The organism is Nitrospira sp. (genome assembly GCA_030692565.1).
In the GTDB taxonomy this organism is placed as follows: Bacteria; Nitrospirota; Nitrospiria; order Nitrospirales; family Nitrospiraceae; genus Nitrospira_D.
The window spans coordinates 173,157-192,808 of the sequence record JAUYAO010000041.1 but is presented as its reverse complement, the minus strand read 5'-3'; the positions used below and the strand labels follow the sequence as shown (position 1 = coordinate 192,808).

The window sequence follows — 19,652 nt, the reverse complement described above, 5'->3', positions numbered from 1 at the left end:
CAGCTCCTGCACGGACGGAGGGAGCAGTACCGGCTGATCGACGTCCCAGGATTTGAATGTTTTAGCCATGCCGCCTAGAAACCACAATGCCCGCTGCCTGTCCAGTCCAAAATGCACATTACTCGGACAGGCTCCTAGATCGTGCCATAGGGTACTCAGCTTGTCTGGTCACTATTGTGAATTGTTTTACTCTCGTGATCCTCTCCCTATACGGTCTGCGGGTCATCACGCTTGGGTGAGGCACGTGGTTAGGATTGTGGGCTGATTCGCTTGAGTGACGTTTTGTAGACGCTCATGTCTTCACGCTTTCCGATGGCCACCACTTCCACCATCACTTTCTGCTCAATAATGCGGTACACGATTCTGATGCTCTTCTGCGCCGCATAGAGCTTGTAATAGCCTGTGAGGTTGAGGCCGGCTCTATTTCCTAAGGGCTCGCCGAGGAGGGGAGAGGTCTCGAGTTTTCTGAGCTGCTTGGCGACAGATATTCTCTGGGAGCCATCAAGATGGCGAAAGTCGTCTGCCGCGTCCGCTGTCAGGGTGACGCTATATCGCAAGGCGTTGTTCTTTCAGGATGGCGTCGAGACTGATGGTGCTCCTGCGCTTCTTGCCTTTCCGCTGCTGCACGAGACGATAAATCTCAAGATGTTCCAGAATGGCGAGAGCCTCTGCCATCGTTTCGTAGTCCTCAATGGGGAGGAGGATTGCCTTCAAGTGATTATTCTTGACGACCGCTACGCGGTGGCGGCGTTTCCCGCTTAGATCAGCCAAGACTTGTCCGAATGAGCGCGCTACTTTCGACGCACTGAGTATTTCTTCTTTCTTGTATGCGACGGCCATGGTGCACCTCATTGTGAAATATTATGCGCATAATATAGCGCATAATATGCACAGCCTCAAGCAGTTACAATGATCGAGCGTCTCTAGGGATTGTTGCGTGACGGACAGGTCGTCGCGTCGTAGTGGTGGCCGGCGTGCAACGTCACGCCGAGGATTCCCAGAGTTTGGCAGGAGGTTTGCGTTCAGCCTGGAGAAGGTTGTGGCGGTGAGCGCAACGACTCTTTGTCCCTCGATGGCGGGGGCGTCTAGCGGAGGCCTGTCTTAGAGGAGCGCCTGAAGCTTGCTGAGGGTTTCTTCGACCACATTGAGCGGCGCGGTTCCCTTCTTGACGGCTGTTCTCGCCTTTCAATCCAGACTCTTGCCCGTAGAGTTCTCCGTCGCCTGGAGGACTTCACTTGTTCGTGGGGTAGGGGCACCTCTCCGAGTCCCCTGATCCTAACGTGCCTGTGGTTGAGTCGAGACTTGGCGTGCTCTCGCTCCGTGATTGACGGCCGAACGAGGCGTTACTACTCGTGTATCGTGATGATGCATACTTCGATGCAGAGGGAGGGTCTATGAAAGCGGTCACGTTGAGAAATCTTCCGGCTTCGCTGGATCGCACGATCCGTCAGCGGGCGAAGAAAAAAGGCGTGAGCGTCAATAAGGTGGTGATCAGTCTTTTTCAGGATCACCTCGGCGAATCGGAGTCACGGCCGGTGCGCCGGTATCATGATCTGGACGCCCTAGCCGGATCATGGAGCAAGCAGGAGGCCGAGGCATTCGAAAAGACGCTTGCCCGGCAGCGCGCCATTGATCCGGAGGAGTGGAAGTGAGCCGGATCTTGATCGATACCTCGGCCTACTCCGCATTTATGCGCGGCGATCTTGCGGTAAAAGAGGCGATTCAGACGGCGGAGGCAATCTTTCTCAACCCCGTGGTGTTGGGGGAGTTGCGGGTTGGATTCTTGCGGGGGCGAGCCAGGCAGAAAAATGAAGAACGGTTGAAGCAGTTCTTGGCATCATCGAGAGTCTCGATTGTGCCAGTGGATGAAGACACGGCGGAGCGATATGCGGTGATTCTGAACGGTCTGTGGACGGCCGGAACACCATTCCCACCAACGATATGTGGATTGCCGCTTCGGCTATGCAGTATGGCTTGACGGTGGTGACTACGGATGCCCACTTCATCAAGATTCCTCAAATACTCGTGTCTCATACATCGCCTGCCAAGTAGTGTCTGGCAATAGTTCCTGGGTGTTGCCACGCGCTTCGGTGGCGGTTTTGGCACCTGAGGGGAACCCGTTTGGCTAAAGGCCTTGTGAGCGGGTTGTCTTGGTTATTCCGCTGATTCCGACCCTTGCAAGCCCGTTATCAGCCACTTATAATGCGCCAGCGCTGTTCAATGTATCCTTTAACTTTCTGGAGAAATCGGAGCCACAATGAGTGAACGTACGTTAGCGATTATCAAGCCTGATGCCGTGAAGAAGAATGCCGTCGGGGACATCATCAACCGCTACGAGAAGGCGGGGTTGAAGCCGGTGGCCATGAAGCTGATGCAGATGTCGAAGCCGGTTGCGGAAGGTTTCTACGCTGTCCATAAGGCGCGGCCGTTTTTTGATAGCCTCTGCACCTTTATGTCGTCCGGTCCGGCGGTCGTGATCGTGTTGCAGGGCGACAATGCCATCAAGAAGAACCGGGAGCTGATGGGTGCGACCGATCCTGCCAAGGCTGACGCGAATACGATTCGCAAGGCGCATGGTGCGAATATCGAATTCAATGCCGTGCATGGATCCGATTCGCCTGAGACTGCGGCCTTCGAGACTGCCTACTTCTTTCCAGGCATGGAAATCTTCGGTTAGCAGGATGCTGAAAAAGTCCTCCAGCTTCGTTCTTGCGGCACTCAGAGGCTCAACGTACGGAGGCTACTTGAGGCAAAGGCACTCTCCGCTCGCACATGATCGAAGCGAGCGGTTCAAGCGAAGCTTGGTATGTACCTCTGTCGCCTCTTCGCTTGCTGCGGCCTTGCTGGACGGCCTTTTTGAGCCTCCTGCTGGTTGTGTGGTCTCCGTTTCCTAGCCTCTATTTCGGAGGGCGATGGTATTCTTGCCCTTCACATCCGGACAACTATTGGTGCGAGGGGCGGCGGCGCTGTCTCTCGCACTGTTGTGTGCCTGCAGCCCGCGATTCGTTCCCGCTCCTTCCCCATCAACCCCTCTTGACCAGAGTCACGCCGATCCGGCGCGCGATGCGCACCTGAGTTTGTTGCGCGAGGCCCATCGGGCGTTCGTGCAAGAACGGTATCCCACGGCCGCATTGTTTTTCCGGCGATTTGTCGATTCGACGGCGGCCGGAGCGCCGCGGCTGGCAGAGGCCCGCTGGTGGCTCGGCCGTTCCTATGAGCAGATGGGGGAGTATGGTGCGGCAATGGCCGAATACCGCGTCCTTGCCACGGGTGATGTAGGAAGCGATTCTCAGACTCAGCTCTACCAGCAACAGGCGTTGGATCGGCTTGATCAGTTGCGCCAGATTCCAGGCGGGCCTCCTGTCACAGTCTCGCGTCAGATTGCTGTGGGGCTTCCTCTGTCCCAGCTCCCTCCGGTATCGGCGTGGGTGGCGTGGTTGCAGGCATTGCTGAAGATCGACGTCACGACGGTGCTGCTGGATCCGGCCGGTTCTGACTGGAGCAAGGAGAGGAACTCGGAAGCGGTGCAGGCGTTTGTCGGTGCGGCGCATCTTGCCGGTCTCTCGGTATGGGGCGCACTGGATCTTCATCACGGGCGAGGTATCGCTCTCAGGCCGGAGTGGCTGAGTCAGTCCTTTGCAAAGCAGGGTGATGCCGTCAATGGCTATGAGTCAGCCGGATTCTCTTCGCCGCTGCCTGATCTCCTGCACCCTGACTACCAGACTGCCGTTGAAGACCGGGTGACGATGCTGGTGCGAGCCGGTTGCGACGGGATCTTTGTGAGGGCAAGAGACCGGCAGGGCTTCGCGCAAGATTTTACTGAAGGATCCTTCCAGCGGTTTGCCTCGGCCTTTGGTCTGACTCTCACGCCGCAGCAACTGTTGGGTGACGTGGTTGGCGGAGAGGCGATGGCGTACGACCGGGAAGCGATCTATTGGCGATGGGTGGGCTGGAAGGCCAGAGGCTATGCCACGGTGGCTGCGCGTATCAGAAAGATGATTCGTGAGGCCAAGCCGGCCGGGCGCCTGTTGATTGAGGTTCACGGAAGAACGGTCAGTGAGCCGTTGGCCGGGTTGGAGCAACACGGCGAGGATCTCAACGACTTGCTCCAACGGAGTGGGAGTGAACTTGCCATTCGTGTGGAGGACGCACAAAGTTCAGCATTCTTGGAACAGTTCGCTCAGCAGGTGGGTTCGTCCGATCGACTCTGGCTGGTTCGGCCCGTGACGGTTCCGGGTCCGACACCGCTCGTCGAGTGGACCGAAGGACTTGGGGAAGTCTCCCGAGAACGAGGGGAGGGGAATCTCTTATTGCTGCCTCGGAGTACGGGCAATCTTCCTTGACAAATCAGGCTGTTGACCACTACGATCCGGCGTCTTTCCTCTGGCGTTTCTTCACTTGATTACGATGGAGACTCTATGATTCCCAGCGACTTGCGGTATCACAAAGAACATGAATGGGTGCGTCTCAACGGGAAGCAAGCGACGGTGGGTATCAGTCACTTCGCCCAGGATGCCCTGGGGGATATCGTGTTCCTCGACCTGCCGAAAGCCGGCGCCGCCGTGACAGCCGGGCAGCAGATCGGCGAAGTGGAGTCCACAAAAACGACCTCGACCATTTACGTGCCGGTCAGCGGCACGGTCTCGAAGATCAACGCTGATCTGAAGGATCATCCCGAGGTCGTCAACTCCGATCCCTATGGCAAGGGCTGGATCGCCGTGATCGATCTCTCGAATCCGGGAGAAGTGGATCAGCTCATGACGGCCGCGCAATACGAGGCCTTTCTCGCCAGTCAGAAACACTAACGTTCTGCCGTAACGCTTTCCATGTCGAAACACATCGCGATTCTTGGAGCCGGGCCCGGCGGGTACGTGGCGGCGATTCGCGCAGCCCAATTAGGCGCACGGGTTACAGTCATCGAGCAGCAGGCGCTCGGCGGCGTGTGTTTGAACTGGGGCTGTATCCCCAGCAAGGCCCTCCTCTCCGTCATCGAACTCGGCGATAAGCTCAAGAAAGCGGAGGATCTCGGCATTCTGCTGCCCGGTCCGCCTCGTTACGATCTCGCCCGCATGGTGGCGCGGAAGAACAAAGTGGTGGCGTCGCTGGTCAAAGGGATTGCCACGCTGTTCAATGCCTGGAAGATCGACGTGGTCGACGGACGCGGCAGGTTGGTCGATGCCCGCACGATTGCGGTGACGGCGAAGGACGGCGCCCAGCAGCAGGTGCAGGCGGATGCGATTCTGATTGCCACGGGATCGTCCTGGCCGCAGTTGGCGCAATTTCCCGTCGACGGCAAAACCATTATCACCAGCAAGCAGGCGCTGGATCTGGAGTCGGCTCCGCCGCGGATGATCATTCTCGGCGCCGGGGTCGAGGGGTGCGAATGCGCCTCGCTTTTCAGCGGCCTGGGCACGCAGGTGACCATGATCGAGCTGCAATCGGCCGTGCTTCCGCTGGAAGATGAAGAGGTTTCTGTCTTGATGGCGCGCGAGCTCAAGAAGCGCGGCGTCGATGTTCGGACAGGGACGACGATTCAAGAGGCGCAGGTGCGTGACGGGGTGGTGACGGCACAATTGAAAGACGGCACTACGGTCGAAGCGGAGATGCTCCTTGTCTCGATTGGCCGCGGGTTTCAGTCGCGTGACATCGGGGTGGAGGCGGCCGGTGTTACGCTGGGGAAGCGGGGCGAGATTCTCGTCGATGACCGGATGGAGACGAATGTGCCCGGCGTCTATGCGATCGGCGATGTGGTCGGAAAGGCCATGTTGGCTCACGTGGCGTCCGCGCAGGGGAAAGTGGCGGTCGAAAACATCATGGGGCATCCGACGACGATTCGCTACGAAGTCATTCCTGCCGGTATCTTTACCTTGCCGGAAGTCGGTCGGGTCGGGCTGACCGAGCGGCAGGCTCGCGAACGGGCGCAAGCGGCCGACCAGGATCCTGAACAGGCCGTCAAGGTGGGACGCTTCCGCTATGCGGCGCTGGGCAAGGCCCAGGCGACCGGCGATATCACGGGATTGTTCAAGGTGATTGCGGATGCGGCGACCGGACAATTGCTGGGCGCGCACATTGTTGGTGCGCATGCAGCCGACCTCATTCATGAGGCCGCATTGGCCATGGAAAACGGTACCACGGTGTCAGAAATTTCCCACATGATCCATGCTCATCCCACACTCGCTGAAGGTTTCGTCGAGGCCGTCGAGGATGTGGAGGGCTGTGCGATTCACCAGATGAAGAAGAAGTCATGAGCATCCTCCAGTCACTCCTCATCAAGTTGGGTATGTTAGCCATGACGATGGGTGTTGTGTTGTGGATCGGCTGGCAGGTTCCGCAAACGATGCAGCGGCCTGCGGTGAGCCATGCGGCGTCGTTTTCTTCAGAGAGCGCAGCGGAAACAACAGTGCCGGCAGTTGATTCGAAGACTTCGCCGGCCAGCGTCAGTGAGGGGCGCATGCTATCGGGTAGGCCTCCACGGGTTGATCTGAATGGTGCGACGGCAGCCGACTTCGATCAGCTTCCGGGCGTCGGCCCGGTGTTGGCCAAACGGATGGTGGATTACCGAAAGTCCGTCGGGCGGTTTCATGCGGTGGAGGATCTGCGTGCGGTGAAGGGGATTGGAAAGAAGAAGTTGGAGCAACTGAAGCCATTTGTCACCGTTACGAAGTCCGCCACGCTGGAAGAGGGAAAGAAGGGGCCGATATGAGCGAATTAAGTCGGCAGCTTGATCTGATGTTGCGAGGGACGGTGGAAGTCATCCAGCGTACAGAGCTCGAGGCTAAGTTGACACATTCGCTGAAAGAGAATCGTCCGCTTCGCGTGAAGGCGGGATTCGACCCGACTGCGCCGGATTTGCATCTGGGCCATACCGTCTTGATCCACAAGCTGAAGCATTTTCAAGATCTCGGGCATCAGGTGATTTTCTTGATTGGCAGCTTTACTGCGATGATCGGAGATCCGACAGGTGTCTCAGAGACTAGGAAGGCACTTACTGAGGATCAGGTACTCACGAACGCGGGTACCTACGAACGGCAGATTTTTAAGGTTCTAGATCCTAAAAAGACAGAGGTTAGATACAACAACGAGTGGATGCAACCGATGTCTGCTGGGGAGTTAATTCGTCTCGCGGGGCACTATCGCGTGGCGCGGATGATGGAGCGAGACGATTTTCATAAACGCTTTCACGAGCAAAAACCGATCAGCGTCCATGAATTTCTCTATCCGCTGGTGCAAGGCTACGACTCGGTCGCGCTCAAGTCCGATGTGGAGCTGGGCGGGACCGACCAGAAGTTTAATTTGTTGGTCGGGCGGGAACTGCAGCGCGACTTCGGGCAGGAATCGCAGGTCGTCATCACGATGCCGCTGCTTGAAGGGACCGACGGCATCAAGAAGATGAGTAAGAGTGTCGGCAACTATATCGCGCTTGAAGATAAGCCTGAAGACATGTTCGGCAAGGTGATGTCGATCAGCGATACGTTGATGCTGCGATACTACGAATTGTTGACCACTGAAGATCTGGATCGGGTGAAGGCGCTGCATCCGATGGAGGCGAAGCAGTCCCTCGCGGAACTCATCGTAGCCCGCTATCATGGAGAAGAAGCGGGGAAGCAGGCAAGAGGGGCCTTTCAGCACAAGTTTTCCGAGCGGGAGTTCCCGGATGAGCCGGATGTTCGATTGGTGTTGACCGATCTGGATCTCAAAGACGGCCAGTCGATCGGGCTGGTTGATCTAGTGGCCAAAACGGGTCTGGTAACGAGTAAGAGCGAGGCCAGGCGGCTGGTGATTCAGGGCGGTGTGGAGTTCGATCAGAAGAAACAGAGCGATGCCAATGCGGTGGTCGTGCTCGATGCCGGCCGCCGGTATCAAATGAAAATCGGCCGGCGAAAGTTCGCCTTGGTGGAATGGGCCAAGTAGGGTGGCCTTTCTTGACTTGGAATCGTCGCCCGCGTAGGATGCACCACAGCGAGCGGGCGTAGCTCAGTGGTAGAGTCCTTGCTTCCCAAGCAAGTTGTCGTGGGTTCAAATCCCATCGCCCGCTCCAACATTAAGACGTCACACGTGAGGACCTAAGGACTTGGACGGCATGCGCTTCCAAGTCTTTTTTTGTTTTTCATGAAGGTGCTGTGATGAAACAGGCAGTGTCCTCTTTATGAAGCGCATCAGAATGCACACGAGTTATGTAGGAGGGACGGGACATGAAGATGGGGCAACCCCTGGTGATCGTGATGGCTGCATTTTTGGGTGGTATCGTCGGAGGCGTGTTGAGTGATCAGCTCCTTTCCGGCAGGACCGTTCATGCGCAGAAGGCAAACGGTGTGAATGCCGAAGAGTTCTTATTGTTGGATCAGGCGGGGAAAGCCAGAGCCGGACTTGGGTTGGACGCCAATGGTGAAGTGGGTCTTGTCCTGACGAGCAAAGACGGCAGCAGGACTCTCACGCTGTCAGCTGATGACCCACGGGCAATCAAGCTGACAGAGCGCGGAGGCCGAGTGTTGCTCTCAATGCCGTGAGGATTGAATGGGAGCGGAGAAAAGGCTTAAACGGCCTTCGTGACCAGTCCTGATCGGAGGCAACGGGTGCACACGCGAATCTTTTTGTTCGCTCCGTCTACCACTGCGCGAACGGTCTGAATGTTGGGGTTAAATACCCGCTTGGTCTTGTTGTTCGCGTGACTGACGTTATTCCCAGACTTCGGCTTTTTCTGACAGAGATCGCAAGTGAATGCCACGGTGGTGCTCCTTCTGAGTGATCGAGCGAATGATTAGCTTGATAAATTAGCACATTAGGATGAACTGTGACAAGTGGCTGGCCGGGTGCCGGAGGTTGTCTTGAGAATCGATTAGGAAGGGTGGAATGGAGACTGCTAATTGGATCGGATTTGTCGCCGGGACGCTCACAACGATCGCGTTCTTGCCACAACTACAGCGGACCTGGACGACAAAGTCTGCCGAGGATATGTCGCTGGCGATGTTGTTGACCTTTACAACCGGAGTCTTTCTGTGGCTGATCTACGGTTTGTATCTGATGGCGTGGCCGATCGTCGTCACAAACGCCATCACGTTTATACTGACACTCGCGATTTTGGTTCTCAAGCTCAAGTATCAGAAGCGGCGTTGAAATCGTGGATGCGGTGCATTTACTCAAGGGTGCGCGCTGCGCTCTAAGACGTGGGTGCAGGTGCGGTGAAGGCAGGCGGAAGCGGTACGCTGATGTCGAAGCTTGGATCCCCCCCATCGTCGAGGCGGTCTTTTCCGACACTATAGAGTTTCTTTTGCGTTGGGCTCCAAAGCATGGGGAGTCCAGTGAAGGGGTCGAAGTACATCGAGCCGACTTCCGCCAGTCTGGTTGGGATGGTCACCGTGGCGGTGGGTTTGCGCATGAGGATTTGCAGCGAGACCAGGCGCAGCCGCGCATCTGTTTCAACCAGGTGCTGACTGAAGGGTTCCCATTGCGGCTCGAATTCCATCGGGTCGGCCAGCCGTTCGAGAAACGTCCGTGGCGATTGTTTCGCGATGTCCTGCAGGCGAGGGAGCGGGCTGTGAATTGTTTCAGCCGCCTTAATCGTTGCATCGTAATAGCTTGAATAGGCGTCCCAGGTGCGTTGGCCGGGAGAGGTGAATCCAAATCCCGTGAGGCTTCTGGGGTGCGCCACTTTTTGAAATGCGTTGGCTGGCAGATGGGCCAGGCTTGTGATCGCCCCCAGGGCTTGAGGATCGGCCTGAGCAAGCCGTGGCCCATTGACTGGCTCCGTCCGGCTTCGTTGATACCCCATCATAAATTCATTTTGAATCGGCCAGCGGAGTGAGTATTCGGTTGGCGTCAAGGGCTGCAGTAGGTTGAGCCCTTGAGCCAGCACGTGCTTGTCGACTGTGCTTTGACTCAGCATGCGCGACAAGAGTTCGACATCGTCCTCGATCATCACGGACGCCAGGATTTTGACCGGAAGAGTTCGGGCCTCCCGTAGGACGCTACGCCACTTGGCTACGTCCAGTGTGAGTCGATCGAGGCCGGTCCTTATTTCATCACCGAATCCGATTGCCACAAACAGGCGATGGGCGCCTATGAGCTCCTCAATGCGGGGGGCGCCCGTATGTCCATATCCCCAATCTTCAAACTTCATCCGGAGAAATTGCTCGTATCGGGTGACGAGCGGCGCGTAGAGCGGCGCTGACGAGCGAAACGAAGCCTCTTTATTTCGGAATTCCGACAAGGGGTCACTGGTATGCCATTCGGGGACGACACGGTCATACGCGATTGGCAGACGAAGCTCCGTGCGTCCCGGTTTGTCTAAGTCAAAGCCACGTTCCGTCGGCCGCGCCCCGGTCTCACTCCAAATGTCGTATCCGGTTTGGACGGGGTTCGATCCACCTGCCGCGGCCATCCCAAGCAGAAGGAAATAGCCATTGTCGAGCGGGCGTTCGATGCTGTGGGCCGGTGGGGTCGATAGTCTGACAAACCCCTCACTGGGCTTCTCTTTCTTGGCTGACCAGATCAAGCCTGATAGTTCAAGGAAGAGTCCAATAATACAGATGCTGATAATGATGTTCCGCATGAATGGATTCAGCCTCGTTACGTGTCGTTGTGGAAGAACTTTCTGCAACTCCCGGATGTGGCCTGGATGGAGATCAGCAAGGCCCATGCCGACCCTGGGAGCTCTTCTAACCTCGCATTGATAGGCTGTTCTCCTGGTTAGATTAGAAACAGAGAGATACTGAATCCTGCGATTGTCGCACACTGACCCGGTCATTAATGGACTTGACATTATTCAGCAGGGTCTCCTATTGTGCCCCCACAATTATGATTCTTGGGTAAGGGAAGAGGGTGTAAATCCCTCGCGGTCCCGCCGCTGTGAATGGGGACGAAACCCGGCATTGCCACTGTCTTGGAGGACAGTGACGGGTGATGAGTGACAGGTGACTAGGGAGCGGTCTCGCTCGTCACATGTTTCGCGTCACGCGTTACGGTTCGGAGATGGGAAGGCGCGGGGAGTAGGGTGAACCATGAGCCAGAAGACCTGCCCAATGAATTGACCATCGTTCCCTCGAGGGCTGGGGAACAGGCGAGGATGAAGAACCGGGTGCAATCCTCAAGGTCTCTGTCAGGCCTTGGGGATTTTTTATTTGAACTCGTGTGGCCGCTGGATTCTGACGGGTGTCACGTTGGCCGTTGCCATCGTGACGGGTGGGTCCATCGCCTGGGCCTGTGGTGAGGGGGGCTGTGCGGATATGACGCGGCGTCAGCAGGGAATTCTGACCGGCATGCCGTTTATGGCGCATGTGTCGTCCCGGTCGTTTGTCGACGACGCCGGCCGGAAAATGTATTTGGCCAAGACGCCGGTGCGCATCGTCTCGCTGGCGCCGAGTGTCACGGAAATGTTGTTTGCCATCGGGGCCGGAGAGCAACTCGTCGGCGTGACGGATTTTTGTGACTATCCCCCGGAGGCTAAAGCGAAGCCGAAGCTCGGGTATGCCCATCCGAATCTTGAATCGTTGATGGCTCTCCAGCCGGACCTGGTCTTGGCTCCACGGGAATTTCTAAAGCCCGACGTCATTCTGAAGCTGGAGCAGTTGAAAGTTCCGGTCTTTATTTTGTCCGCCACAACGGTGGAGGACATTCTCGGACATATTCAGACATTGGGGCGCATGCTTGATCGCTCGGTGCAGGCCAATGCCATCGCGATGACGCTGCGGCAGGACGTGGCGGCTATCCGGCTGAGGATGCAGAACGTGTCTCCCGTGCGAGTGCTCTATGTGCTCAATAGTCACCCATTGATTACCGTGGGGCCGGGAAGTTTCATCGATCAACTGCTTCGAATCGCGGGAGCCACCAACGTCGCGGCCCAGAGCCAGCTGCCGTATCCGCGGATGAGTTTGGAGGTCGTGCTGCAACAGGACCCGGAAGTCTTGCTCTTTCCGATCGGAAAGGCCGAAGGGATTTCGGACAGTGAACAGCAGACCTGGCGGCAATGGCAGACGATGGCGGCGGTCCGGCGAGGGCGGCTGCATCAGATCCCCGCGGATCTCTTGAACCGGCCCGGGCCTCGAATCGGCCAGGCGCTGACGATGCTGGTGAATATTCTTCACCCTGAGATTGCGGCCGGACCTCCGTCCCAACCGTAGCAAAGAATTCTTTATGATGCCTGGATCTCCCCAACTGCTGACTTCCGAATCGCCCTCTCTCGCGTCGAACAGACTCGCTGGAGGGACTGCTGGTCATCGGGATGAGTGGCGGCGCGCGGGTACGATTCTGACGCACCGCCGGTGGTTGGGTATGATGGGGGCGTTGGCCGCAGCCAGCGTCGCAATATGCATCCTATGCCTCCAGTTTGGCGCGACGCGTGTCGATCTCGCGACGCTGCTGTCCGTCATGACGCAGCTGTTGACGGCAGGGAATGCTGAAGCCGCCGGCGGGGATACCGCGGCCACCATCATGCTGCACATCCGGCTGCCGCGCGTGTTGATGGGGTTTGTCGTCGGGGGCAGCCTTGCCGCGGTGGGCGTGACCTTGCAGGCGTTGCTGAGAAATCCTTTGGCCGATCCCTATGTGCTCGGTGTCTCAAGCGGCGCTGCCTTAGGGGCGGCGCTGGCTATGCTCCTGGGCATCGGGGCCTCGATGATGTTGCTGCCCGTGCTTCCCCTGTGCGGTTTTGCCGGCGGGTTGCTGGCGCTGCTCCTGATCTATCGTTTGGCGCAGTCGCAGGGACGCTTGCCCGTGCATAGTCTCTTGCTGGCCGGCGTGATTCTGAACGCGATTCTCACCGCGCTGATCATGTTCATCACATCGATCATGGAACCGAACAGGTCCGCGGGCCTGATGGCCTGGCTCATGGGATCCCTCACGGCGCCCGGCTATCCGGCCTTGGGCGTGTTGGTCGCGTATGCGGTGTTCGTGTTGGCGCTTGTGATGCACAAGGCCCATGCGCTGAATGTGCTGACTCTGGGAGAAGAAACGGCTCGCTCCCTGGGGATTGAGACGGAGCGAATTAAGACGCAGTTGTTCGTCCTGACGGCCTTGCTGACCGGAGCCGTGGTGTCAGTGAGCGGGATGATCGGATTTGTGGGGATGGTGGTGCCGCATGCGGTTCGCCTGGTGGTGGGGTCTGATCACCGGCTTTTGCTTCCTGCGTCGGCCTTGGTGGGGGGTATGTTTCTCGTCATCTCCGACACGCTGGCGCGGACCATCCTGGCGCCGGCTGAAATCCCCGTCGGGATCGTGACGGCGCTCGCCGGCGGTCCATTTTTTCTGTATCTCCTGCTCTGGCGCAAAGATCGGATGTTGTGACGTGGATAGGCAATTGACCGGGGCCTCCGTGCCCGTCGCGTGCGCTCCAGGTACGGCCATGCAGGTCGACCGGGTCTCGTTTCGCTATCGGACCGATCAACCGGGGAGGCCCTGGACCGTCGAGGACCTCTCGTTCGATGTGCGAGCGGGAGAAGTGTTGGGCATTGTCGGACCCAACGGCTCGGGGAAGTCGTCGTTGCTAAAACTGTTGGCAGGGCTCTTACAGACGAGTTCAGGACAGATTCGGCTCGGAAGCCAGTCGATCGGACAGATGGATCCACCCCTCCTGGCGCGTGCCATTGCCGTGGTTCCGCAGGAATATGTGCAGGTATTTCCCTTTACGGTGGCGGAAACCGTCCTCATGGGACGCTTCCCGCATCGCCGCGGGTCCTGGTGGGGGATGGGGATCGGTGATGAGTCTGAAGATGATCTGCGGCAAGCGCATCAAGCGATGGTCGAGACGGATGTGGTGGCATTGGCCGGGCGCCTCGTGTCCGACCTCTCGGGTGGCGAGCGCCAGCGGGTGATGATTGCACGGGCGTTGGCGCAAGAACCCAGCGTTCTCTTGCTGGATGAACCGATGGCCTTTCTCGACATCAACCACCAGATTGAGATTTGTGCGCTCATCAGCCGGCTGCAACATGAACGGCAGCTCACGGTCGTGCTGGTCTCGCATGATTTGAATGTCGCCAGTCAGTCGTGCGATCGGATCATCATGTTGAAGGATGGGCGGATTGTCCGAATCGGTTCGCCCCTGGAGACGATCACGCCGGAGAGCTTGCGTGCGGTGTACGGCTGCGACGTCGTGGTCGATGCGCATCCGTCTAGCGGTCGTCCGCGCGTCACGATGCCGGGTTGATCGGTTCGGTTGGATGCAATTCCGCACGGTCATGTCCCCGGCCGTGACGGGCTGATGTGAGGGGGGACGATCATTTTAAGGTGAAAGGGAGTTTTGTAGAAACGACGCGGGGGACGGGGAAGATGGTGCAAATCCATCACGGTGCCGCCACTGTCAGCGGGGAGCGTTCTTCCAGGTAAGCCACTGGTTAGACGTCAATCGTCAACCGTCAATCGTCATGCGGGAGGCTGAGAGCCTCTTTTGCTTCCCACGATTGACGAATGACCAATGACGAATGACGAAGACCGGGAAGGCGGAAGAAGGCGACGATCCGCAAGTCAGGAGACCCAGCCCGCAGTTGATTCGACTGAACCCTTCGAGCACAAGGGAGTTTCGTCATGTTGTTGTTCATCGATCGATTGATTCGGTGTGTCTGTCTCCTCTGCTTTCTCATCCCCCTCCAATCGGCGCGTGCCCAGCAAGAAGTCGCCATGGCGGATCAGGCCGACATCATTGAGACCCCCGAGATCGTTGTCAGCGCCACGAAGACGCCGATTCCGGTTACTCGGGTCACGAGTGCGGTCGAGGTGATCACGGCTGAGGATATGAAACGGCAGAATCTTCGAAGCGTGATCGATGCACTCCGTTTGGCTCAGGGCGTGGCGGCATTTTCCAGCGGCGGTCCGGGGACAGATGTGAGTGTCAGAATTCGGGGAGGCGGGTCAGCTCAAACGCTGGTGCTCATCGATGGAGCCATCGTCAATAGTGCAACGACTGGGAGCTACAATTTCGCCAACCTGACGACCGACAACATCGAACGGATCGAGATTCTTCGAGGGGCGCAGAGCATGCTGTACGGAGCGGATGCGATGGGCGGCGTCATCAATATCACCACGAAGAAAGGGCAGGGGCCTCCGACCGTGGGCGCCTTCCTTGAATACGGTTCGTTTGCTACTGTGCGTGAAGGCGGGACGGTTTCAGGCAAGCAAGGGATTGTGGACTATAGCTTGGCGCTGTCTCGTTGGGATACCTCCAGCTTTTCCGCAGTCAATTACCGGCGGGGCGCCACGGAGCGGGATTCCTATCGAAACTGGACGGGCTCTGCTCGCGTGGGTGTGGATCTGCCGAAAGACGGGCGTCTTGATTTCAATTTCAGATGGACCAATTCCGATGTGGCACTTGACAGTGTTTCGGCGACGTCTCCGAGTGATGTGTTCGGATCGAAGAGTCGGAGCCAGGATTATATTTTTAGCGGAAGCTATCAGCAACCGTTGACGGAATGGTGGTCGCAGAAACTGACGCTCTCGCGGGCGCAGGAGGCGTCGCTGTTCTTGCCTGGTACGTTACAGCGAAACTTGGTCACGGGCGCATTCAGCACTCCCTTTGGCACGCCGAATGAGACGCGGGTGTTATCCAATCGGATCGAATGGCAGCACGATTTCCGTATCACCGAGATGCTTTTGCTCAGCGGGGGCTATCAGTTTCGGGAGCAGCAAGGTGAAAACGATACCGGTCTGACCAATCGGATTTTGAGTTCGAATGCGGGATTTGCCCAGGCTCAGGTCAATCTCTGGGATCGTCTCTTTGGGACGGCGGGCGTTCGTTACGACAGCTATAACGTGTTCGGCAATGCCACGACCTATCGATTGACCGGTGGCTACTATAGCAAGGAGACCGACACGAAACTCCGTACCAGCTATTCAACGGGTTTCCGTGCACCGAGCATGAATGAGTTGTACTTTCCTAATTTCGGTAATCCGAATCTCGGCCCGGAAAAGAGTCAGAGCATGGATGTGGGGGTCGATCAGTTCTTCCTTTCCAAGTCTCTCAAGCTCAGCGGAGGGTTTTTCTGGAACCGCTACCGCAATCTGATCGTGACGACGAACGATCCGGTGTTTTGTGCTCCCTTTAGTACATTCGGGTTTTGTCCGCAGCAACTTGGTGATGCATCGACGAAGGGGTGGGAGGCCAGTTTGTCGTACGCCTACACCAGCGAACGGATGTTTCTTCGAGGGCTGACCTTCCAGGCGCAGTATACGAATACTTTGACCAGAGATCTGGATACGGCGGCGCGTCTCCCGCGTTGGCCGGTCGATCAATGGAGTATGGTGCTTGGGTATCAACCCATCGAGCCGATGTGGATCACCGTCACGGGCCGTTATGTAGGCTCGCGGTTCAATACCACGGGAAACAATCAAAGCCTTCGCGCGTTCGATGTCTGGTCGCTGGCGGCTACGTATGATGTGACGAAGCAGGTGCAGGTCTACCTCCGCGCGGAAAACCTCTTCAATGAAAAGTACGAGGAGGTCGCCAGTGCCGGGGTTCCGATTCGCTCGATATTCGGCGGCGTGCGTGTCGCATTTAGTGCCAAACCATGAGGTTGAGTACATGACTCATCCGAGACTGGTCATTGCCGGCACGGCGAGCGGTGTGGGTAAGACGACGGTGACGTTGGCGATCCTGGCGGCTCTGCGAGAGCGGGGCCGCCGGGTGCAGCCGTTCAAGGCGGGACCTGATTTTATCGATCCCGGCCATCACACGGCGGCCACCGGTCGTGCATCTCGCAACCTGGATGGCTGGATGCTGGGAGCGGCTCTCAATCGCCAAGTCTTTGGCCGGGCCGCAGCCGATGCGGATATCTCGATCATCGAAGGGATGATGGGATTGTTCGACGGCAGTTCGCCGGTGAACGAGATTGGCAGCACGGCTGAATTGGCCAAACAGTTGGATGCGCCGGTCCTTCTTGTCATCGACGGCAGCGCGATGGCGCGTTCCGCTGCGGCGATGGTGTCGGGGTACGCGCAGTTCGATCCGGCGTTGAAGGTAGCGGGTGTCTTGTTTAATCGGGTCGACAGCGAGGGACACTACCAGCTGCTCAAGGACGCGGTCGAGCAGCACACGAACGTGGCGGTGGTAGGGTATTTGCGGTCGGATCAGGCCGTAACGATCGCCGATCGTCACCTCGGACTGGTGACCGCGATGGAGCAAGGCACCGGCGAACTATATGACCGACTGGCGAAGGCTGCTGCTGACACCATCGATCTGGATCGAATCGAGGCCATGGCTCGATCGGCCGGTGGGATGAAAGATGCTACCTCCCCGTCCCCCTCCTTACAAAGGAGGGGGAAGATGGGAGTTCGCATAGGTGTTGCGAGGGACCAGGCCTTTTGCTTCTACTATCCTGAGAATCTTGAACTGCTGGAAGCGGAGGGGGCCGAGCTGGTTCCGTTTTCTCCACTGACAGATCACGCCATACCTGATGATGTGGCCATGCTGTATCTCGGTGGTGGCTATCCTGAGCTGCACGGCACGGAGTTGGCGGAAAATATCACCATGCGTACCTCCATTAGAGAATTTTCCGGGAGGGGCGGGACGATCTATGCGGAATGCGGCGGCATGATGTACCTCACGCAAGCCATTCGCGACTTCGAGGGGCGGCCCCATGAAATGGTCGGACTGTTTTCTGCCGAAGCGGTGATGCGAAAGCCTGGTCTGACGGTGGGATACCGGACGGTGGAGCTTACCCGGCCCTGTATTCTTGGCGCAGCGGGCCTGACGGTGCGGGGCCACGAATTTCATTATTCGACAGTAGTTTCGAAAGGCCCATTGACCCATGCCTGTGGGCTGACGGATGTTCGAGGAGAATCGAAGGGGCCGGATGGGCTATCGATTGGCAATGTGGTGGCGCTCTATACGCACCTTCATTTCTCCAGTCAGCCCCAGGTCGCGGCGTCCTTGGTCTCGTCTGCTCGCGGAACGCAGGGAGGACGATGATGACGGAGCAGGATGAACATAAAGCAAAGATGGAGCGGCTCAAAGCCTCGGTCGATCGGCGCATTGAGGCGGCGCAAGAAGAGCGAGGCCTGTTGATCGTCTATACGGGAGCGGGCAAAGGCAAAACGACCGCTGCGCTGGGGATGGCCCTCCGATGCATCGGTCACGGGATGAAGGTGGCCGTGGTCCAATTTATTAAAGGGGCCATCGACACTGCGGAAGAGCGGGCGTTGAAATCGTTCGGCGATCGCGTCACGTTTCTTCGAATGGGTGAAGGCTATACCTGGGAAACGCAGGATCGTGAACGAGATACGACATTCGCTCAAGAAGCTTGGAAGACCGTCTGCGGGTTCCTGCGCGATCCGTCCTATGCGATGGTGATTCTCGACGAGTTCAATATCGCGCTACAGCAGGATTATGTGGATGTGGCGGAGGTGGTGACCGTACTGCGTGCTCGCCCTCCGATGCAACATGTGGTGCTGACGGGCCGTGGGGCGAAGGACGTCTTAATAGAAGAAGCCGATCTCGTCACCGAGATGAAGCAGATCAAGCATCCGTTCCGTAAGGGCATTAAGGCGCAACCGGGGGTGGAATTTTGATCAGGCTGTTGAAAAAGTCCGCCAGCTTTGTTCTCGCGTCGCTCAGCGGCTCAACGTACGGAAGAGCTGACTTGAGGCGAAGGGCCTATCCGCTCGCATATGATCGAAGCGAGCGGGTCAAGCGAAGCTTGGTATGTACCTCCTCGCCTCTTCGCTTGCTTCGGCCGCGCTGGACGGCCATTTTGAACAGCCTGAAGGATTCCCGACGCGCGAGGTGGGAAGCACTATGAGAGGTCCGGTCACCAAGACGTGCGAAGCTTGCGGTGTGGCATTCTCGTGCGGTGGCTACCAGTGTTGGTGCGGGAAGGTCGGCATCACGGAAGATCAGATGGATTGGATCGCTGCACATTATAAAGATTGTCTCTGTCCCGTCTGTTTGGGGAAAGTTGCCGCCGGCGAACTGGGCCCTCAGATATCGCAGAGTAATCAGCGTGCCACGTGAACCGTGCGCGTGATGAAAATATTCAGAGTCGGATATCCAACAACTCGCTAGGAGGGACCCTACGATGTGTATAAATTCTCCCCGGACGCAGATCGTCATCGGTAGCGCTCTGGCCACGCTGATGGCCGCCACGCGCGGCCACCATTTCGGCACGCTCGAACATCTGCCGAGCGCCTCCTGGGCAGTCTTCTTTCTTGCCGGACTCTATCTCTCCTCTCGCTGGGTTTTTCCGGCGTTGCTGGTTGAAGCGGCATTGCTCGATTTTGCGGCGGTGACGTGGGGCGGCGTGGATAACTTCTGTGTCAGTCCCGCCTATGGCTTTTTGTTGCCGGCCTATGGTGTGTTGTGGGGAGCCGGCCGCTGGTACGCCGCGCGTCACCAGGAGAGGGTGGCCACGCTGCTTCCGCTGGCGGTGAGTCTCGTGCTCGGCACGGCTTTCTGCGAACTGATCTCAAGCGGCGGCTTTTACTTTTTCTCCGGCCGTTTTGAGCAGACGAATCTGACCCAGTTTGCCACGCGTCTTGTGGAGTATTTCCCAGGAGCCTTCTCGTCAGTGTTGTTCTATGTCGGCATTGCCGGTGGTATTCATGCGTTATTGAGCGTGGCCGGTGTGGTAGCGGCACGGACCAACCGATTCAGGACTTCGAGTTAGCTGAGACAGGACCACAGGGTGATTGAGCTGTACTTCCATTCGATCGTCCAATGGAAGGCCTGTGTCAGT

Annotated in this window: 21 protein-coding genes, 1 tRNA gene and 2 riboswitches; of the genes, 18 read left to right on the top strand and 4 right to left on the bottom strand. The window is 57.7% G+C overall.

Translation table 11 applies throughout. From position 1 onward, the window contains the following. Positions 1 to 248 precede the first annotated feature (248 nt). Positions 249 to 557, bottom strand: coding sequence for a type II toxin-antitoxin system RelE/ParE family toxin (locus Q8N04_10760; protein ID MDP3091152.1), 309 nt, complete (start codon positions 555 to 557; stop codon positions 249 to 251). Next, positions 547 to 840 carry a hypothetical protein gene (locus Q8N04_10755; GenBank protein ID MDP3091151.1) on the bottom strand — a complete coding sequence of 98 codons (294 nt, stop codon included), beginning with the start codon at positions 838 to 840 and terminating at the stop codon, positions 547 to 549. Before Q8N04_10755 ends, Q8N04_10760 begins: the two co-directional genes overlap by 11 nt. Before the next feature lie 554 nt (positions 841 to 1,394). Between Q8N04_10755 and Q8N04_10750 the strand changes: the two genes are divergently transcribed. The 10 genes from Q8N04_10750 to Q8N04_10705 all read left to right on the top strand — a co-directional run bounded on the left by Q8N04_10750 (position 1,395) and on the right by Q8N04_10705 (position 8,507). Continuing rightward, the gene (locus tag Q8N04_10750) at positions 1,395 to 1,652 is read left to right on the top strand and encodes a hypothetical protein (protein MDP3091150.1); all 258 of its coding nucleotides are present in this window, start codon (positions 1,395 to 1,397) and stop codon (positions 1,650 to 1,652) included. Continuing rightward, positions 1,649 to 1,978, top strand: coding sequence for a PIN domain-containing protein (locus Q8N04_10745; GenBank protein ID MDP3091149.1), 330 nt, complete (start codon positions 1,649 to 1,651; stop codon positions 1,976 to 1,978). Before Q8N04_10750 ends, Q8N04_10745 begins: the two co-directional genes overlap by 4 nt. Positions 1,979 to 2,257: 279 nt before the next feature. Beyond that, entirely contained in the window at positions 2,258 to 2,677 is a 420-nt protein-coding gene (gene ndk, locus Q8N04_10740) for a nucleoside-diphosphate kinase (protein MDP3091148.1), read from the top strand. A 235-nt stretch (positions 2,678 to 2,912) separates the two neighbouring features. Then, positions 2,913 to 4,343: a tetratricopeptide repeat protein gene (locus Q8N04_10735; GenBank protein MDP3091147.1), complete on the top strand. Its 1,431-nt coding sequence runs from the start codon at positions 2,913 to 2,915 to the stop codon at positions 4,341 to 4,343. Positions 4,344 to 4,418: 75 nt separating this feature from the next. Further along, positions 4,419 to 4,805, top strand: coding sequence for a glycine cleavage system protein GcvH (gcvH, locus tag Q8N04_10730; protein MDP3091146.1), 387 nt, complete (start codon positions 4,419 to 4,421; stop codon positions 4,803 to 4,805). A 21-nt stretch (positions 4,806 to 4,826) separates the two neighbouring features. Beyond that, on the top strand, positions 4,827 to 6,248 hold the full coding sequence (lpdA, locus tag Q8N04_10725) for a dihydrolipoyl dehydrogenase (protein ID MDP3091145.1): 1,422 nt from the start codon (positions 4,827 to 4,829) through the stop codon (positions 6,246 to 6,248). Further along, entirely contained in the window at positions 6,245 to 6,703 is a 459-nt protein-coding gene (locus Q8N04_10720) for a helix-hairpin-helix domain-containing protein (protein MDP3091144.1), read from the top strand. Before lpdA ends, Q8N04_10720 begins: the two co-directional genes overlap by 4 nt. Beyond that, positions 6,700 to 7,911 (top strand): tyrosine--tRNA ligase, encoded by a 1,212-nt coding sequence (gene tyrS, locus Q8N04_10715; protein MDP3091143.1) that lies wholly within the window; start codon positions 6,700 to 6,702, stop codon positions 7,909 to 7,911. Before Q8N04_10720 ends, tyrS begins: the two co-directional genes overlap by 4 nt. A 52-nt stretch (positions 7,912 to 7,963) precedes the next feature. Continuing rightward, positions 7,964 to 8,038, top strand: a tRNA-Gly gene (locus Q8N04_10710). Between the two features lie 154 nt (positions 8,039 to 8,192). Further along, on the top strand, positions 8,193 to 8,507 hold the full coding sequence (locus Q8N04_10705) for a hypothetical protein (protein ID MDP3091142.1): 315 nt from the start codon (positions 8,193 to 8,195) through the stop codon (positions 8,505 to 8,507). A gap of 26 nt (positions 8,508 to 8,533) precedes the next feature. On the opposite strand, the gene rpmB is transcribed toward Q8N04_10705, so the two are convergent. Then, positions 8,534 to 8,725, bottom strand: coding sequence for a 50S ribosomal protein L28 (gene rpmB, locus Q8N04_10700; protein MDP3091141.1), 192 nt, complete (start codon positions 8,723 to 8,725; stop codon positions 8,534 to 8,536). Positions 8,726 to 8,850: 125 nt separating this feature from the next. On the opposite strand from rpmB, the gene Q8N04_10695 reads away from it, so the two are divergent. Then, a complete protein-coding gene (locus Q8N04_10695) occupies positions 8,851 to 9,114 on the top strand; it encodes a SemiSWEET transporter (protein ID MDP3091140.1) in 264 nt (87 codons plus the stop codon). Positions 9,115 to 9,157: 43 nt separating this feature from the next. On the opposite strand, the gene Q8N04_10690 is transcribed toward Q8N04_10695, so the two are convergent. Beyond that, positions 9,158 to 10,549, bottom strand: coding sequence for a hypothetical protein (locus Q8N04_10690; GenBank protein ID MDP3091139.1), 1,392 nt, complete (start codon positions 10,547 to 10,549; stop codon positions 9,158 to 9,160). A gap of 237 nt (positions 10,550 to 10,786) precedes the next feature. Then, a riboswitch (cobalamin riboswitch) is annotated at positions 10,787 to 11,034 on the top strand. Between the two features lie 83 nt (positions 11,035 to 11,117). Here Q8N04_10690 and Q8N04_10685 point away from each other — a divergent pair. The 7 genes from Q8N04_10685 (at position 11,118) to Q8N04_10655 (ending at position 19,583) form a co-directional block, all read left to right on the top strand. Beyond that, on the top strand, positions 11,118 to 12,116 hold the full coding sequence (locus Q8N04_10685; GenBank protein ID MDP3091138.1) for a cobalamin-binding protein: 999 nt from the start codon (positions 11,118 to 11,120) through the stop codon (positions 12,114 to 12,116). A 13-nt stretch (positions 12,117 to 12,129) separates the two neighbouring features. After that, the gene (locus Q8N04_10680) at positions 12,130 to 13,278 is read left to right on the top strand and encodes an iron ABC transporter permease (protein ID MDP3091137.1); all 1,149 of its coding nucleotides are present in this window, start codon (positions 12,130 to 12,132) and stop codon (positions 13,276 to 13,278) included. Position 13,279: 1 nt separating this feature from the next. After that, complete coding sequence (locus tag Q8N04_10675; protein MDP3091136.1) at positions 13,280 to 14,137, top strand: ABC transporter ATP-binding protein; 858 nt, start codon at positions 13,280 to 13,282, stop codon at positions 14,135 to 14,137. A gap of 71 nt (positions 14,138 to 14,208) precedes the next feature. Next, a riboswitch (cobalamin riboswitch) is annotated at positions 14,209 to 14,487 on the top strand. A gap of 27 nt (positions 14,488 to 14,514) precedes the next feature. Further along, positions 14,515 to 16,494, top strand: coding sequence for a TonB-dependent receptor (locus Q8N04_10670; GenBank protein MDP3091135.1), 1,980 nt, complete (start codon positions 14,515 to 14,517; stop codon positions 16,492 to 16,494). 10 nt (positions 16,495 to 16,504) lie between these two features. Next, on the top strand, positions 16,505 to 17,890 hold the full coding sequence (locus tag Q8N04_10665) for a cobyrinate a,c-diamide synthase (protein MDP3091134.1): 1,386 nt from the start codon (positions 16,505 to 16,507) through the stop codon (positions 17,888 to 17,890). Further along, positions 17,887 to 18,489: a cob(I)yrinic acid a,c-diamide adenosyltransferase gene (cobO, locus tag Q8N04_10660; protein ID MDP3091133.1), complete on the top strand. Its 603-nt coding sequence runs from the start codon at positions 17,887 to 17,889 to the stop codon at positions 18,487 to 18,489. Before Q8N04_10665 ends, cobO begins: the two co-directional genes overlap by 4 nt. A 506-nt stretch (positions 18,490 to 18,995) precedes the next feature. After that, positions 18,996 to 19,583: a hypothetical protein gene (locus Q8N04_10655; protein ID MDP3091132.1), complete on the top strand. Its 588-nt coding sequence runs from the start codon at positions 18,996 to 18,998 to the stop codon at positions 19,581 to 19,583. Positions 19,584 to 19,652: the final 69 nt, after the last annotated feature.